The sequence below is a fragment of the Actinospongiicola halichondriae genome (assembly GCF_049103745.1).
GTDB lineage: Bacteria > Actinomycetota > Acidimicrobiia > Acidimicrobiales > Salinilacustritrichaceae > Salinilacustrithrix > Salinilacustrithrix halichondriae.
The window spans coordinates 4065952-4081508 of record NZ_CP171622.1; the positions used below are offsets into that span (position 1 = coordinate 4065952).

14 protein-coding genes are annotated in these 15557 nt (G+C 68.9%); 6 read left to right on the forward strand and 8 right to left on the reverse strand.

The window, feature by feature from the left end; genetic code table 11:
- Position 1: 1 nt before the first annotated feature.
- From AB8619_RS20140 to AB8619_RS20150, 3 genes are all read right to left on the reverse strand, one after another.
- Positions 2-1570 (reverse strand): TrkH family potassium uptake protein, encoded by a 1569-nt coding sequence (locus tag AB8619_RS20140; RefSeq protein WP_436794413.1) that lies wholly within the window; start codon positions 1568-1570, stop codon positions 2-4.
- The gene (locus AB8619_RS20145) at positions 1567-2115 is read right to left on the reverse strand and encodes an MOSC domain-containing protein (protein ID WP_436794414.1); all 549 of its coding nucleotides are present in this window, start codon (positions 2113-2115) and stop codon (positions 1567-1569) included. The genes AB8619_RS20140 and AB8619_RS20145 overlap by 4 nt, the downstream gene beginning before the upstream one ends.
- 75 nt (positions 2116-2190) lie before the next feature.
- Positions 2191-2475 carry a chorismate mutase gene (locus AB8619_RS20150; protein WP_436794415.1) on the reverse strand — a complete coding sequence of 95 codons (285 nt, stop codon included), beginning with the start codon at positions 2473-2475 and terminating at the stop codon, positions 2191-2193.
- Between the two features lie 143 nt (positions 2476-2618).
- Between AB8619_RS20150 and AB8619_RS20155 the strand changes: the two genes are divergently transcribed.
- Positions 2619-2819 (forward strand): hypothetical protein, encoded by a 201-nt coding sequence (locus tag AB8619_RS20155; protein WP_436794416.1) that lies wholly within the window; start codon positions 2619-2621, stop codon positions 2817-2819.
- 1 nt (position 2820) lies between these two features.
- Here the strand turns inward: AB8619_RS20155 and AB8619_RS20160 are convergent, their stop codons facing one another.
- On the reverse strand, positions 2821-3966 hold the full coding sequence (locus AB8619_RS20160) for a ferritin-like domain-containing protein (protein ID WP_436794417.1): 1146 nt from the start codon (positions 3964-3966) through the stop codon (positions 2821-2823).
- A 144-nt stretch (positions 3967-4110) separates the two neighbouring features.
- On the opposite strand from AB8619_RS20160, the gene AB8619_RS20165 reads away from it, so the two are divergent.
- The 3 genes from AB8619_RS20165 to AB8619_RS20175 all read left to right on the forward strand — a co-directional run bounded on the left by AB8619_RS20165 (position 4111) and on the right by AB8619_RS20175 (position 8259).
- Positions 4111-4944 carry a maleylpyruvate isomerase N-terminal domain-containing protein gene (locus AB8619_RS20165; protein WP_436794418.1) on the forward strand — a complete coding sequence of 278 codons (834 nt, stop codon included), beginning with the start codon at positions 4111-4113 and terminating at the stop codon, positions 4942-4944.
- A 25-nt stretch (positions 4945-4969) separates the two neighbouring features.
- A complete protein-coding gene (locus tag AB8619_RS20170) occupies positions 4970-7966 on the forward strand; it encodes an alpha-mannosidase (RefSeq protein ID WP_436794419.1) in 2997 nt (998 codons plus the stop codon).
- A gap of 74 nt (positions 7967-8040) precedes the next feature.
- Positions 8041-8259, forward strand: coding sequence for a hypothetical protein (locus AB8619_RS20175; RefSeq protein ID WP_436794420.1), 219 nt, complete (start codon positions 8041-8043; stop codon positions 8257-8259).
- 15 nt (positions 8260-8274) lie between these two features.
- Here the strand turns inward: AB8619_RS20175 and AB8619_RS20180 are convergent, their stop codons facing one another.
- Genes AB8619_RS20180 through AB8619_RS20190 form a run of 3 tightly spaced genes read right to left on the reverse strand, consistent with a single transcriptional unit; the run spans position 8275 to position 12610 of the window.
- Positions 8275-9621, reverse strand: coding sequence for a lipopolysaccharide biosynthesis protein (locus AB8619_RS20180; RefSeq protein ID WP_436794421.1), 1347 nt, complete (start codon positions 9619-9621; stop codon positions 8275-8277).
- A gap of 11 nt (positions 9622-9632) precedes the next feature.
- The gene (locus AB8619_RS20185; protein WP_436794422.1) at positions 9633-10250 is read right to left on the reverse strand and encodes a TetR/AcrR family transcriptional regulator; all 618 of its coding nucleotides are present in this window, start codon (positions 10248-10250) and stop codon (positions 9633-9635) included.
- Positions 10247-12610 carry an MMPL family transporter gene (locus AB8619_RS20190; RefSeq protein ID WP_436794423.1) on the reverse strand — a complete coding sequence of 788 codons (2364 nt, stop codon included), beginning with the start codon at positions 12608-12610 and terminating at the stop codon, positions 10247-10249. Before AB8619_RS20190 ends, AB8619_RS20185 begins: the two co-directional genes overlap by 4 nt.
- Positions 12611-12749: 139 nt before the next feature.
- On the opposite strand from AB8619_RS20190, the gene AB8619_RS20195 reads away from it, so the two are divergent.
- Together AB8619_RS20195 and AB8619_RS20200 are read left to right on the forward strand one after the other, a co-directional pair.
- Entirely contained in the window at positions 12750-13682 is a 933-nt protein-coding gene (locus tag AB8619_RS20195) for an alpha/beta fold hydrolase (RefSeq protein ID WP_436794424.1), read from the forward strand.
- Positions 13679-14368 carry an alpha/beta fold hydrolase gene (locus tag AB8619_RS20200; protein WP_436794425.1) on the forward strand — a complete coding sequence of 230 codons (690 nt, stop codon included), beginning with the start codon at positions 13679-13681 and terminating at the stop codon, positions 14366-14368. Before AB8619_RS20195 ends, AB8619_RS20200 begins: the two co-directional genes overlap by 4 nt.
- On the opposite strand, the gene AB8619_RS20205 is transcribed toward AB8619_RS20200, so the two are convergent.
- Positions 14331-15557, reverse strand: a 1227-nt coding sequence (locus AB8619_RS20205; protein ID WP_436794426.1) for a putative bifunctional diguanylate cyclase/phosphodiesterase, incomplete at its 5' end; no start/stop codon positions are given. The genes AB8619_RS20200 and AB8619_RS20205 overlap by 38 nt on opposite strands.

The following is a 15557-nucleotide window of genomic DNA, read 5'->3' on the forward strand; positions in this document are numbered from 1 at the left end:
GTCATCCTGTCCGACGGAGGCGGGTGCGCCACGAATCCGACTGATGACGAGCCACGGTCCTGGCCTGCGACCGGACACGTCGGCTGCGTCCCGACAACCGGCTGAAGATCACGAGGATCGGGAAGATCTCGAGCCTCCCGGCCAGCATCATCACCATCAGCAGGGCTCGTGCGGGCCGACTGAACACGAGGAAGTTGGATGCCGGCCCCGCATCACCGAGGCCGGGGCCCATGTTGCCCATGACCGACGCGGCACCGCCGACCGATTCGGGGAGACCGCTGCCCATGGCCGCGAGCGCAACCGTGCCCACCAGGATGATGAAGATGTAGAGCAGGGCGTAGCCGACGACGCGGTCCACGGTCCGCTCCGGGATCACGTCGCCGCCGAGTCGCAGGGGGAGGGCTCCTCGCGGGTGGCGCACACGGGTGATCTCGCGGCGGGCGAAACGGAAGAGCACTCGCACGCGGATCAGTTTGAGACCGCCTGCGGTCGACCCGGCCATGCCGCCCGAGATCATGAGCGCGAGCAGCAGCAACTGCGACGCTGCGCCCCACTGCACGTAGTCGACGGTGCCGAAGCCGGTCGACGTGATGAGGGTCGCCACGTTGAACGCCCCGTCTCGCAGCGCGGTGGCGAAGGGCACCTCCTCCTGCAGCCAGTGCAGGACGGTGATCATGATCGTGAAGGCCACGAACACCTGGAGGTAGTAGCGGAACATGGTCGAGTGGCGATACGCCCCCCGGTCGCCGGTCAGGAACCGGTAGTGCAGGGTGAAGTTGGTCGCGCCATAGAGCATCAAGACGATGAGCACGACCTCGATGAGCACCGAGTCGAACGCTGCGACGGAGTTGTTGTACGGCGACAGGCCACCGGTCGACACGACGGTGAAGGCGTGGGTGACGGCGTCGAAGGGCGACATCCCGACGGCGAACAGGATCGCCATCGAGATGATGGTGAAGGCGCCGTAGACGAACCACAGCCGCTTGGCGGTCTCGGAGACCCGCGGGGCGAGGCGGTCGGCGCTGGGCCCGGGCGCCTCGGCCCGGAGCAGGTCCATGCCGCCGATGCCGAGGAACGGGAGGATGGCCACGGCGAGCACGACCATGCCCGTGCCGCCGTACCACTGGGTCATGCTCCGCCAGAACAGCACGCCACGGGGAGCGTCCTCGATCGGGTCGAGCACGGTCGAACCGGTGCCGGTGAACCCGGAGACCGACTCGAACAGGGCGCCGTCGATGGTCTCGAACGACCCCGCGAGCACGAACGGGACGGCGCCGCCGATCGCGGCCACGATCCACGTGGCGCCCACGGCGATGAACGTCCCGCCCGCGCTGGTCTTGTCGGGAAGCGTCGTCGTCCGCCACAGCAGGGCGCCCACGGCGGCGACGATCCCGGCAGCGAGCAGGAGCGACAGTGTCTCGTCGCCCCCGGCGCCTGCCTCGACCACCGCCGACAGCAGGATCCCGGCGGCGACGAAGAGCAGAGCGGCGCCGCCGATGTGCGCGGCGAGGTTCGGGATCCGACGCGAACGCGTCGCGAATGCCCCCGAGTCGTGTGCGTACGTCGTCACCTCTTGGTGACGGTATCTCCCGGGCGCACGGTGCCTTCGACCACGACCTTGGCGTTGACGCCACGCAGGTGCAGTTCCTTGCCGACGGGTGAGTTCACGAACCGCAGCGCGTCCTGGCCGAAGCGCTCGCGGAACTTGGGACAGCCGTTGTGTGGTTGGTCCGTGATCTCGATCACGGCCGACCCGATCGCCAGCTGAGTGCCCGCCGGGGCGTTGCTCTCGCTGATGTCGAAGTCGACGTAGAGCTGGTCTCCGGCGAGCGCCATCCGCTCCGGGTCGACGGCGATGAAGCGACCCAGCCGCGCGTTCATCACGTTGAGCTGCATGTCGGGGTGGGACGACCCGTCCTCGGTCCGCTTGCTCCCGCGCACCTTCCAGGTGTCGCCCTCGACGCCGTCTTCGAAGGTGAGGTTGGCCTCGTCGAGCACTTCGCGCTCGCCTTCGGCAGGACGGCGGAGCACGAGCTCGAGCGTGCCGTCGTCCGACGGTGCCGAGCGGAAGTCCTCCAGCGCGGCCTCGAGCTCTTCGGTCGTGCGGGTGCCCATGGCCCGAGTCTGGCGCAGCCGGTGCTCAGGAGCCGCAGGAGTTGCGACGCCGCCCGTCACGAGCGAGGAAACCGATCAGGGCTGACGAGCGGCCTTGTGCTCGGCGACGACGCGGTCGATGACGGCGCGCAGGACGTCGGAGACCATGCCCTCGTCGAGGTCGAACTCGTTGGCCAGGCGCCGGATCTTGGCGTCGATCTGCGACTCGCGCAGGGCGTCCTGGGGAGGGAGTCCACGGTCGGCCTTGATGCGGCCCACGCGACGGGTGATCCGGAAACGTTCGGCCAGCAGTTCGACGAAACGCTCGTCGACGGCGTCGATCTCAAGCCGCAGCGTGTCGAGCTCGTCCGGCTGGTCCATACGCCCTCCATGGTGCCCCGAGCAGACGGCGTGCACGAAGTCCGTGATCTCCCGCGTCGCCGTGTCTTCCGGTTGTGCGGCAACTTCTGTTGATTTGTCTCAAGTCGCCCGGATTCCCGGCCGATCCATAGTGCAATCGCACTATGACACCTCCCCCTGTTACCGCCGAACCCGTCGAACCCGCAGAAGCGGAGATCGAGCTCGATGACACCGATGGTGTCCTCGACCTGACCGATCGGCGTCGAGTCCTGCTCCAGGTGGTCTTCGGTGTGGACGTGCCGGCGACGGTCACCGACGAGGTCTTCACCCCGCCGGCGACCGGTACGCCCAGCAGTTCCCTCTAGCTCAGGACGCTGCTTCGCGGTCCTTGGCGACCTCGTCGAGCATCTCGTACTCCTCGCCGGTGTCGACCCAGTCCTCGAACTGCGTGACGCCGAGGGTGTCGAAGCGCTTGCGGAGCCAGCCGTCGTTGGCGTCGAGCAGGCCGAGCTTCTTGCAGTTCGGCACGATCTTCGAGAACAGCAGCTGCTGGAACGGGTCCTCGTTCTTCAGCTCGGGGTCGTCCTGCTTGAAGATCGAGATGGCTTCCTTGACCGGGACACCCATGCGCTCCCAGACCTCTTGCTGGAGGAAGCGGTCACGCATGCGGACGGCGGCCTCGAACGCGAACTCCTGGCGATCGAGCATCTCCTTGTCGGAGAGACCCTCGTAGTACTCCTTGAGCGACAGCACGCCGAAGGCCACGTGGCGGGCCTCGTCGGACATGACGTAGCGGAGCAGCTGCTTGAGCAGCGGGTCGTCGGTGGTCTGCATCGCCATGCCGAACGCGGCGAGGGCGAGACCCTCGACCATGATCTGCATGCCGAGGTAGGTCATGTCCCACCGGCTGTCGTTGATGATGTCGTCGAGCAACATCTTCAGGTGGTGGTTGATGGGGTAGTGGCCGCTGAGCTTGGTGTCGAGGTACTTGGCGAAGACCTCGACGTGGCGGGCCTCGTCCATGACCTGGGTGGCGGCGTAGTACTTGGCGTCGATCCACGGGACGGTCTCGACGATCTTGGCGGTGCAGAGCAGCGCGCCCTGCTCGCCGTGCATGAACTGGCTCAGGCTCCAGTTCTGCTGCTCGATGGCCATCTCACGCCACTTGGCGTTGTCCCACTTGGCGAACGACGTGCCGGTGAAGTCGGCGCCGAGCGCCTCCCAGCCCTCGACCGTCGGCGTCATGACGCTCTCGGCGGCGAGCTTCTCCTGGTCGACCTCGATGGTCCAGTCGAGATCGGTCTCGCCGTTCCACTGGCTGTTCTTGGCCTTCTCGTAGAGCTTGATCAGCGGCGGGCGGCTGCGCTCGTAGTCCCAGGTGAACAGCGCGTCGGCGTTGTCCTGGACCGTGTGGATGACCTCTTCCTTGTCGGTGTTGGTCATCGCGAGGATCGCGTCGAGGTCGTCGACGTCTTCACGGCCGAGGATCTCGGCGTCGGAACGGGTGCTCATCAGGAATTCCCCCGGGGAGATGCGGTTGTCATTGTCGATAATAACGATAGTTATCGTGCGGGATCCCCGCAAGGGGTGGTCGTTGCGGACGTGGGATACGGTCGCCTCGTCCCCGACGCCGCGGGACACGGGAGGACGGGCGAGATGCAGTTGACACCGCGCTACGACGGGGACCCGATCATCGTGATCGAGGGCTCGGGATCGGCGATCCGCGAGCCGTTCGTGCGTCAGCGCGATCGACTGTGCCGGACCCTCGCCGATCTCGACGACGAGCAGTGGCACGCAGACAGCCGTTGCGATGGTTGGTCGGTGCAGGACGTCATGACCCATCTGGTCAGCACCGACGGGTTCTGGTCGGTGTCGTTGGCCTCGGGGATCGCCGGCACACCGACACGGTTCCTCGACGGGTTCGACCCGACAGCATCGCCGGCAGCACTGGTCGCCGCCAAGGAAGCGGAGCACCCCAGCGAGACGCTGGCGACATTCGTCGACGGGTGGACCAGCCTGCGCGAGCAGGTGATGGCGCTCGACGAAGCGGACTTCGGTGCCGTGGCCGAAGCGCCGCCGGGCCATGTCGCGGTCGACGCGATGCTGCACCACGCGCTGTGGGACTGCTGGGTCCACGAGCGCGACATCGTGATCCCGCTCGGGATCGCTCCGTCCATCGAAGCCGACGAGGTCGTGTCGTGTCTGCGCTACGCCATCGCGCTGTCGCCGGCGTTCGCCGCGGGAATGGGTGAACCGCGGACCGGGACCCTGCGATTCGAGGTGTCCCACCCCGACGCCGTGTTGGAGGCGACGATCGGCAACTCGGTCGTGGTCCTGGCCGAACCCGTCGACGGCGGCGGCCCCGTCGTTCGCGGCGACGCCGTCGACCTGCTCGAGGGCTTGAGCGTGCGTGCGCCGCTCGACCACGACCTCGGACCCGACGACGAGTGGCTGTTGTCGGGTCTGGTCACGGTCTTCCAGACCGACTGAGCCGACGTCGCCCTAGGGTCCGGCCGTGCACGACGACCGGGAACTGGCCGAAGCGAGGATCCGTCGCGCGATCCGGGAGCGGATCCGGCCCGCGACGTACGGCGAGCGGGTCCCGTTCACGGTCACGGCATGGCATGCGCCCGGCGAACCCGTCCCCGTTGCCGAGGCCCGTGCGGCCGACTTCGCGCCGTTCGAGATCGGTGGCCGCTGGGGCAAGCCCTGGGGCACGACGTGGTTCCGCCTCCGGGGACAGGTGCCCGAGGAGTGGAGCGGCAAGACGGTCGAGGCGCGCATCGACTTCAGCACGGGCGTCGGTGCCGGTTTCCAGTCGGAAGGGCTGTTGTACCGGACCGAGGGCGGCGGACCGATCCGCGGGCTCCACCCCTTCCACCAGGCGGTCCCGGTGGGCCTGGTCGCCGACGACGACGGAGCGGTCGACGTGTTGGTCGAGGCCGCGGCGAACCCGATCATCGCGGTGTCGCACCAGCCGACGCCGCTCGGCGACCCGGCCACGGCCGGCGACGCCCTCCTCTATCGGTTGAACGCCGCCGAACTCGCGGTGCGCCACGACGAGGTCTGGCACCTGACCCTCGACCTGCAGGTCCTGACCGGTCTGATGCGGGAGCTCGGCACCGACGATCCACGACGCTTCGAGATCCTCCGCGGCGTCGACGCCGCGATGGACGCGCTCGATCTCGACGACGTCGCGGCGACCGCCACCGCCGCCCGTCTCGCGCTGCGCCCGCTCCTGCAACGTCCCGCCGCCGACCACGCCCACCGCATCTCGGCCGTCGGTCACGCTCACATCGATTCGGCCTGGCTGTGGCCGCTCCGGGAGACGCGTCGCAAGTGCGCCCGGACGTTCTCGTCGGCCGTGACGCTGATGGACGCCTACCCCGAGTACAAGTTCGCGTGTTCGCAGGCAGCGCAGTACGACTGGATCGAACAGGACCAACCCGAGCTCTTCGAGCGCATCCGCGAGAAGGTCGCGGCCGGTCAGTTCATCCCCGTGGGGTCGATGTGGGTCGAGGCCGACGCCAACCTCCCCTCGGGGGAGTCGCTCGCCCGCCAGTTCGTCTGGGGCAAGCGGTACTTCGCCGACACGTTCGGTGTCGACACGCGCGAGGTGTGGATCCCCGACGTGTTCGGCTACTCGGCGGCGCTGCCCCAACTCATGCGCCAGGCGGGGTGCGAGCACTTCCTCACGCAGAAGCTCTCGTGGAACCAGACCAACGACTTTCCGCACCACAGTTTCCGGTGGGAGGGCATCGACGGGTCGCAGGTCTTCACCCACTTCCCGCCGGCCGACACCTACAACGGCGAGGTCAACGCCCGCGAGTTGTCGTTCGCGGTGCGCAACTTCCGCGACAAGGGGCGTGCGACGCGCTCGATGTACCTGTTCGGTCACGGCGACGGCGGTGGTGGACCGACCCGCGAGATGCTCGAACGGGCGCGGCGGGTACGCGACCTCGACGGCCTCCCGAAGGTCGACATCGAAGCGCCGTCGACGTTCTTCGCAGCAGCCACCGCCGAGTACGCCGATGCGCCCGTGTGGCGTGGCGAGCTGTACTTCGAGATGCATCGCGGCACCTACACGTCGCAGGCCAAGACCAAGTGGGGCAACCGGCGGGGCGAGCTCGCGCTTCGGGAGCTCGAGCTGTGGACCGCGCTCGACGCCGCGCCACCGCTGGCCGACCTCGAGCGACTGTGGAAGGTGCTGCTCCTGCACCAGTTCCACGACATCATCCCCGGGTCGTCGATCGCCTGGGTGCATGACGACACCGAGGCCGCCCACGCCGCGCTCCTCGACGAGTGCGAGGCGCGTATCGGCGATGCGATCACCACGCCTGGCCAGACCGTGGCCGCGAACGCGGGGCCGTTCGACTTCGTCGGGGTCCTCGGCGACGACCCGGTGTGGGCCGACGCGCCCGCCCACGGCGTTGGCAGCGTCATGGCCGGTCGACCCGCAGGAGTCGATCCCGTCGCCGTCCATCAGACGCTGATGGAGACGACGCTCGACAACGGACTGGTCCGGGTCGTGGTCGCGGGCGACGGGACGGTGTCGTCGATGCTCGACCTCCGTGCCGACCGCGAGTGCCTCCGCGGGCCGGGCAACGTGCTCCAACTGTTCCCCGACCATCCCAACACCTACGACGCGTGGGACATCGAAGCGCACACGCTTCGGCAGGATCCGGTCCTGCTCACCGCGGTCGAGTCGATCGACGTCGTCGAGCACGGACCGCTCCGCGTCGCCGTCGCCGTCCGGCGCCGCTTCGGTGACTCGACCCTGACCCAGACCTACGTCCTGAGGGCGGGAAGCGCTCGGCTCGACATCGTCACCGATGTCGACTGGCACGAGGACGAGAAGCTGCTGAAGGCTGCGTTCCCGCTCGACGTGCGTGCCGACGACGCCCGCTACGACATCCAGTACGGCCACGTCCGGCGGCCCACCCACCGCAACACGTCGTGGGACGACGCCCGCTTCGAGGTGTGCGGCCACTTCTGGGCCGACCTCGCCGAACCCGACTTCGGCGTCGCGCTCCTCAACGACGGCAAGTACGGCCACGACTGCCTCGACTCGACCATGCGACTCACGTTGTTGCGGGCGCCCAACTACCCCGACCCCGACGCCGACCGAGGGTCACACCACTTCGCCTACTCGCTCCTTCCCCACGGCGCGTCGCTGGGGCCGGTGCTCACCGAGTCGTGGGCGCTCAACCTCCCGCCGCGCCTCACCACGGGCAGACAACGCCGGTCGGTCGTGGCGGTCGACCACCCCGGGATCGTGGTCACCGCGGTCAAGGCCGCCGACGACGGTTCGGGCGACCTGGTCGTCCGGTTCCACGAGGCGTTCGGTGGTCGGGCCCGGTCCACGATGACGTTCGGCGTCCGGGTCACGGGTGCGACGACGTGCGATCTCCTCGAGCGACCCGTCGGCGCGTTCGCGTCGATGGCCGGCTCGAGTCTCGACCTCGACCTCCGGCCCTTCGAGGTCCGAACGCTGCGGGTCCGACGTTCTTGACCGAGGGGTGCCCGGGTAGGTGACGAGCCAGCGCGGCGAACGGCCGCGCGGTTCTGCACAGGAGGTCACCCCCAATGCCCACGCTCACCACCATCCGTCGCGCCGCCGGCTCGGGGTTCGCGGCCCTGCTGTTCGTCGGCGCCGGCCTCGGCGCTGCCGCCTGCTCGGACGAGGACGGCGACGGCAACACGGCCGACGAGGAGCTCGACCAACTCGAGGACGACGTCCGCGACGGTGCGGACGAGGTCGAGGAGCAGATCGACGAGGGCGCCGAAGAGGACAACGAGAACTGACCGCGCGCCGCCCCGTCAGGGGTGGAGTACGAGGTCGTCCGCGAGTGTCGCGTCAGGCACCGGGACCGAGCGTCGGTTCCGGTGCCAGATGTGGCAGGCCGCAGCGACGACGGCGGCGACGACGTTGCCGACCACGAACGCGGTCGTCGCACCGTCGAGCCCGTCGTCCGGCACCAGGAGCAGGGCGGGGATCAGGATCGCCGCCGTCAGCGCGACCGTGATGACCACGGTGTCGACGTTTCGATGCAGGACGCGCGCCTCGGTGAGGTACACGGACGTGATCGCCCACGGGATGCACGCCGCAACCAGCGGAGGCAGGATGCGCGCGGCGTCGGCGTAGTCGTCGCCGTAGACGCTGGTCACCAGCTCGCGTCCGAGCGCCGTGGCGGACGCTGCCACCACCATCAGGGCCGTGGTGATCACCAGGATCACGCGGACCTGCCCGCGGAGTTCGGTGCCGTCCTTGCCGCCCTCGGCGAGCAGCGCCTGTCCGATGGCCATGGGGACGTAGAGCGTGACGGTCGTGATGCCCCACGCCACGTAGAACGAGGCGTTCTGGTCGGGGTCGACCGAGAGCAGGACGATCACCGGCAGGACGAACTGTGGTGCCTGGTAGGCGAGCGTCGAGAGGTAGTTGACCGCCGAGTAGCGGACCGCGGCGCGTCGTCGCTCCGGCGTGGGGAAGAGGCGGTGGCGATCGCCCGTGATGCGAGGCATCCACACGACGCCGGCCACGCCGGTGAGCAACAACGGGGCAGCGGCGACCGCGAAGAGGTGCACGGTCTCGGCGCCGTTGGTCGGGACCAGCAGGAGCACGAAGCGGAGCAGGCCGACGATGGTGATGCGCCCGAGGACGAGCGACCAGCGCCGCACGGTCATCCAGCGAACGTCGACGATCAGGGTCAGCGCCGCCCCGATCGAGGTGCTGATGAACATGGCCGGACCCGCGACTGGGTGCCAGTCGGTCAGCGTCCGTGTCGCCTCGGTGTCGACGAGGAGCAGATAGCCCGAGGCGACCACCGCGGCCGACACCGCGGTGGCGAGGACACCCCAGGCGAAGACGGCGTGCGACTCCTGGCTGCGGTCGGGCGCGAACCGGGCGAGCGAGACCTGGAGTCCGAGGCCCGACAGGTAGGAGATGAAGAGGATCGACGTGAACAGCGCGGTCGCCCGGCCGACGTCATCGGTGGTGTCGATGCGCGCCGCGACGAGCCAGAACAGTGCGCCCGTCAGGGCCTGGACGGCAGCACCGATGACGAGCGCCGCCGATCCGGCGAGGAGGTGGCGATGGTCGCCAGCCCGGCCGGTGAGTCGGGCCCGACGGGAGGGGGAGGTCTCGTCCGACCTGTCGGTGGCGGGCATCCGCGCCGACGTTACTCCTGGCCGAACGTTCCTCTGAGGTGGGAGCCGCACACGTCGGCGACGAGTTGTTCGACCGGTGGCCACGGGAAGTTCGGCTTGGCGATCAGCAGCGAGGTGACGCCGTGCATCGCGGTCCACAACAGGACCGATGCCTGGAAGGGGTCACGGTCGATGCCGAGTTCCTCGATGACGTCGGCGACCACGCGGACCAAGGCCATGAACGACCCTTGGTCGCCCAACACCTCGCCCTCGTAGGTCTCGGACGTCCAGTCCGACTGCGCCATGAACATGATCCGGTACGCCTCCGGGTGGGCGAGTCCGAACTCGACGTAGGCACGACCGCAGGCCTGGAGTCGAGCGGTGGCGTCGACCTCCATCGCCATCACGGCGTCGAGGTGCTCGTGCAGTCGGGTGAATTGGAGCGAGCAGACCTCGAACAGCAACGCCTGCTTGTCGGTGAAGTGGCGGTAGATCGCCGGCGGGGTGACCCCGACGCGCTCGGCCACGGCGCGGATCGAGACCGACTCCTCGGAGCCGGTCTCGATCAGCAGGTCTTCCGTGGCGTCGAGGATCTCTTCGCGGAGGCGGAGGCCCTCGCCGCGTCGAGATCGTGGCCGGCTCGTGCTCAAGGCTCCCCATTCTCGCCTGGTGGCGTGCGTCCCGCGGCGACCAACTGCCGGGTACGCCGGGGTCGGGTCAGCTGCCCGTTCGAGTGCCCGTTCGCGTGGCCGTTGGTCGTGGGGTCCGCCGGCAGCGCGGTCGGCGGAGCCGGGTCGAGATCGACGTGCTCGGAGACGCCGAAACGCTCGTGGAAACGCCGCAACGGAGCAGGGGCCCACCAGTTGGCACGGTCGGCCATCGCCATGAAGGCCGGGACGAGCGTCCCTCGGATGATGAACGCATCCATCAGCACGGCGAGCGCCAGTCCGAGGCCGAAGAGCTTGATGAACCGGACGTCGCTGGTGGCGAAGGCGAGGAACACGACGGCGATGAGCACCGCGGCTGCGGTGACGATGCGGCCGGTCTTCTCCAGACCGATGGCGACGGCCTGGTGGTTGTCTCCGGTGCGGTCGTACTCCTCCTTCACCCGCGACAGGAGGAAGACCTCGTAGTCCATCGACAGGCCGAAGGCGACGCAGAACATCAGGATCGGCGAGCTGGCGTCGGTGCTGCCGACGGCGGTGAAGTCGAGGATTCCCGACAGGTTGCCGTCCTGGAAGATCCAGACCATCGCGCCGAAGGTCGCGGTCAGGCTCAAGATGTTGAGGACCAGCGCCTTGAGGGGCACCACGACCGATCCGAACATCATGAACAGCAGGACGAAGGTGATGCCGGCGATCAACGCCAGCGCGAGGGGCATGGCCCCGAGCAGGCCGTCCTTGGTGTCGACGAGCTGCGCCGAGACCCCGGTCACCTGGACGTCGAAGGGAGCCGGCGTCTCGCGGATCGATCGGGCGAACGCCTCGCCCTCGAGCGAGTTGCCTTCGACGGAGGGGACGACCGAGAGGAACGTCGCGTTCGGACGTGCGTAGCGCCCGGTGAGGAAGTCGTTGGGCTCGACGACGCGCACGCCGTCGAAGTAGATGCCGGTCGAGGCGTCGACACGGGCCACGTCGTCGCCCGTCGACAGGGCAGCGGCGTAGTCGTCGATCGTCGCCGCGACCTCGGGATCCGCCGGGTCGCCGATGTCGACGGCGATGACCGACGCGGCATCGGACTCGCCGGAGTCGAACTCGTCGCGGATGATGTCGGTGGCCACCCGTGACGGGGCATCGACGGGCAGGACCCGATCGTCGGGCAGGCCGAGCTCGATGCGCAGGAACGGGATGCCCAGCACCAGGAGCACGGCGATCACCGCGGTCGCGATGGGGAGCGGGCGCTTCATGACCGCGCTGGCGATGCGATACCAGGCGCCGTCCTCGACGCGTCCGCGAACGCGCTTGCGACCGAACGACAGGGCGTCGATCCGGTGGCCGACGACGGCCAGGAGCGCGGGGAGGACGGTGAGCGAGAAGATGCCGGCGAGCGATGCGACGGCGACGCCGGCGTAGGCGAAGGACTTGAGGAACCCGATCGGGAACACCAACAGCGCAAGCAGGGACGCCGCGACGGTCCCGGCCGAGAAGGCGACCGTCCGACCGGCGGTACGGACCGTCCGGACCACGGCGACGTTGGGTTCGTGTCCGTCAGCGAGCTCCTCCCGGAACCTGCTGACCACGAAGAGCGAGTAGTCGATCGCGAGGCCGAGCCCCATGGCGGTCGTCAGGTTGAGGGCGAAGACCGACACGTCGGTCACCGAGTTGATCGTCTCGAGGACCACGAACGTCGACACCACCGACAGGGCGCCGACGGCGAGCGGGAGGCTGGCCGCGACCAGACCCCGGAAGACGAAGAGCAGCAACAGGAGCGTGATCGGGATCGCGATGAGTTCCGCCCGGAGGAGGTCGGTCTCGATGGTCTCGCCGACCTCGGCGAACGCCTGGGCGTAGCCGGTGACCTGCACGTCGAGCCCCTGGAACTCTCCCTCGAGTTCCGGCGCCAGATCGTGGATGACGTCGCGGACCTCGTCCTCGGTGCCGGTGATGCGGCCGAGGACGAGCGCTCGGTTGCCGGTGACGCTCCGGAGCGGCGGAGCGTTGCCCACGGACCAGTACGACAGGACATTCTCGAGCCCAGGCTCGTCGGCCAACCGAGCGGTGAGGGTGAGGCCGGCAGCGGCAGCCTCGGGATCGTCGACCGCGATGACGTCCTCGACCGGGGCGTCGGTGGCGGTCACCACCAGGACGACGTTGGGGACACCCGTGCCGAAGCGTTCCTGCAGCAGTTCGTCGGCCTCGAACGACTCGGACGACGGATCGGCGAAGCCGCCCGAGGACAGGTTCTGCGCGACGTCGCCGCCGATGCTGCCGGCGAGGGCGAAGAGCACGACGGCACCGACGAGGATCGCTCGACGGCGTCGTACGGCGAGATTGGCGAGACGTTCCAGCATGGTGACCCCAGTGATTGCCCGTGTGTTAACCGCGTTAACTGATTGGCGACACTCAATCACGGGTCTGGGATCCGAGCCACATGACATCGGACACAGCGGCTCTCCCCGGCCTCGGTGAGTCCCGCATATGGTGCACGCCGTGGACCAGACCGCCGGCGCCGACACCCGTTCCCATCCCCGGGCCCAGCGCCCGGAGCGCACGCGTCGGGTCGACGCCAGCGGTGTGGGCATCGCCGTCCACGAGTGGGGCGACGAGTCGGCCCGCCCGCTGCTCCTGGCGCACGGCGGCTTCGACTTCGCCGGGACCTTCGACGTCTTCGCGCCACTCCTGGCTGCGGCCGGATGGCGTGTCGTCTCGTGGGATCAGCGCGGCCACGGCGACTCCGACCGCGCACCGCTGTACCAGTGGGAGGCCGACATGCGTGACGCCGTCGCCGTCCTCGACTCGGTGACGACCGCACCCGTGCCCGTGGTCGGCCACAGCAAGGGCGGCTCGCTCACGACGCACATCGCTGCTGGTCTCCCGCACCGGGTGTCGGCGGTGGTCAACATCGACGGCATCCCCAGTCGGCGTGCGATGCCCGATGTCCAGGACCGCGACCGCACCAAGTTGTTGGCATCCGACCTGGCCACCTGGCTCGACCAGCGACATGCCATGGTCGACGCGGTCCGCAAGCCCGGGACGATCCCCGAACTGGCGGTCCGGCGAGGACGGATGAATCCTCGCCTGTCGACCGAGTGGCTCGAGTACCTGGTGACGGTGGGCGCCTCGCCGTCCGACGACGGCTGGCGTTGGAAGATCGACCCCACCCTGCGCATGGGCGGCTTCGGCCCGTGGCGTCCCGAGTGGTCGCTCCAGCGGCTCGCCGATGTCTCGGCACCGTTCCTCGCGCTGCTCGGCACCGAGCAGGAGGTGATGGGGTTCGGGACCACCGTCGATGACGTGCGCAATTTCCTGCCGCCCGGAGGGCGGGTCGTCGAAGTCGAGGGTGCGGGGCACTTCATCCACATCGAACGCCCCGATGCCGTGGCCGAGATGGTCCTCGAGCACCTCGATGCGGTGGCGGCATGAGCGGAGCGACCCCCGACGCGCCGACGATCCTGCGCCACAACCGCATCGACCTCGCACTCTGGCAACTGCGTCCGGGAACGGGCCGCCCGCTGCTGCTGCTCCACGGACTCGGCGAGACCGCGTCGTCGTGCCTCCGCGACGAGTTGGACGCCTGGGAGGGGCCGATCCACGGCCTCGACTTCACCGGCCACGGTGGGTCGAGCATCGCCACGGGTGGCGGCTACTTCTGCGAGATCTTGATGGCCGATGCCGACATCGCGCTCCAGCACCTCGGCTCGGCGACCGTCGTCGGCCGCGGGCTGGGCGGCTACATCGCCCTGCTCATCGCCGGTGCTCGTCCGGAGCAGGTCCGGGGCGCCGTGATCCTCGACGGTGCCGGTCTCCACGGCGGGGGGCCCGCTCCGACCAGCCTCGACCTGAACCGGCCGGCGCAGACCGGATCGACCCCCGATCCCGTGGCGATGACCGAACTGTCTCGCGATGTTCGCCCACCGGACTACGCGCGCACCTTCGCCTGGCAGGCCAGCGCGCTCGCAGGCATGGAGTCGGCGATCGCGATCGGCGCCGTGAACCGCCCGCCGTGGCTCGCCGAGGTCGCATCACAGCCGGGCGTCGTCGAGTGTTCGCTCGCCGACGCGCTCGAGCTGTTCAGCCGCGCGCCCAACGCCCCTTCCGGAGCCGTTTGAGCACCCGGGGGAGGTCGTCGGCGGGAACGGCCTCGGAGTACAGGTAGCCCTGCATCCCGTCGCAACGGAGCATGCGCAGGATCGCGGCCTGCTCGTGGTCTTCGACGCCCTCGGCGATGACCCGCAGTCCGAGCGAGTGACCGAGCGAGATGACGGCGCCGGCCAGCGACCGCTTCCAGTCCGAGGACAACGAGAGTCCGTTGACGAACTCGCGATCGATCTTCAGCACGTCGACCGGGAAGCGTTGCAGGTAGGCGAGCGACGAGTATCCGGTCCCGAAGTCGTCGATGGCGATGCCGACCCCCAGTGCTCGAATGCGGTCGAGGATGCGAACCGAGTCCTCCACGTCGACCATCACCGCGCTCTCGGTCACCTCGCAGAAGAGTTGCCGGGCATCGACACCGTGGGTGGTCAAGGCGTCGTCGATCGCGTCGATCAGCCGCGGGTCGGCGAGTTGGTGCGCCGACAGGTTCACCGAGAAGGTCAGGGCGTCGGTCACGTCGCCGAGGCGGGCGATCGCCGCACAGGTGGTGGAGATGACGGCGCTCCCCAACGCGAGGATCAGGCCGGTCTCCTCGGCGACCTCGATGAGGTGATCGGTGCGGACGGACCCGAGTTCCTCGTGCTTCCAGCGCACCAGGGCCTCGACCGCGATGGGCCGTCCGGTCTGCGTGTCGACGATGGGTTGGAACCACACGTCGAGTTCGTCGTCCTCCAACGCGGTGCGGAGGAGGTGCGCCGTCTCGAGTCGCTGACGCGAGCGGTCGCGCAGCTCCGAGGTGAAGACCGCGACTCGGTCGCGTCCGTCGGCTTTCGCCTTGTACATGGCCGCGTCGGCGTTGCTGATGAGTGTGTTGGCGTCGGACTCGTCGGAGAGAGCGATTCCGGCGCTGCCCGTCAGGTACAGCGGCATGGGACCGAGCTGCACCGGTCCACGCAGATGGTCGAGGACACGCTCGGCGAGCGGTACCGCGTCGTCGATCGAGCCGATGTCCGGCAACAGGATGACGAACTCGTCACCGCCGAAGCGAGCCACGACGTCCGTCGGCCGCAGGGCGTTGCGCAGCCGCTCGGACGCCGTGATCAGCAGCTGATCTCCGGCGTCGTGGCCCTGGGAGTCGTTCACCGCCTTGAACTGGTCGAGGTCGATGAAGAGCAGCGCGAGCTCCCGCTGGTCGGCGAGCATCGT